The organism is Dietzia sp. IBK-p2-15D (assembly GCF_057773105.1).
In genome coordinates this window covers 1-291 of sequence record NZ_JBYMTK010000139.1, presented here as the reverse complement: position 1 = coordinate 291, position 291 = coordinate 1, and the positions used below count along the sequence as shown (strand labels likewise).

Below are 291 nucleotides of genomic sequence, written 5' to 3'. Positions count from 1 at the left end.
AACCGTAATCCCCGCTCGACCGTCGGCACGATCACCGAGGTTCACGACTATCTGCGCCTGCTCTACGCCCGCGCCTCACCGTGGGCCAGGGCGCCATTCTCGGCGTGGGCGCGATGGAGTACCCCGTGGATCGCCTCGACGTGTCGATCGACCAGAAGTCGACCAACCGTAATCCCCGCTCGACCGTCGGCACGATCACCGAGGTGCACGACTATCTGCGCCTGCTCTACGCCCGCGCCTCACCGTGGGCCAGGGCGCCATTCTCGGCGTGGGCGCGATGGAGTACCCCGT

General features: G+C 67.4%; 1 pseudogene. It reads left to right on the top strand.

Annotation, left to right across the window (positions count from 1 at the left end):
- Positions 1 to 140: 140 nt before the first annotated feature.
- Positions 141 to 291 (top strand): annotated as a pseudogene (locus tag AC3DEV_RS17250) (hypothetical protein); the annotation flags it as partial.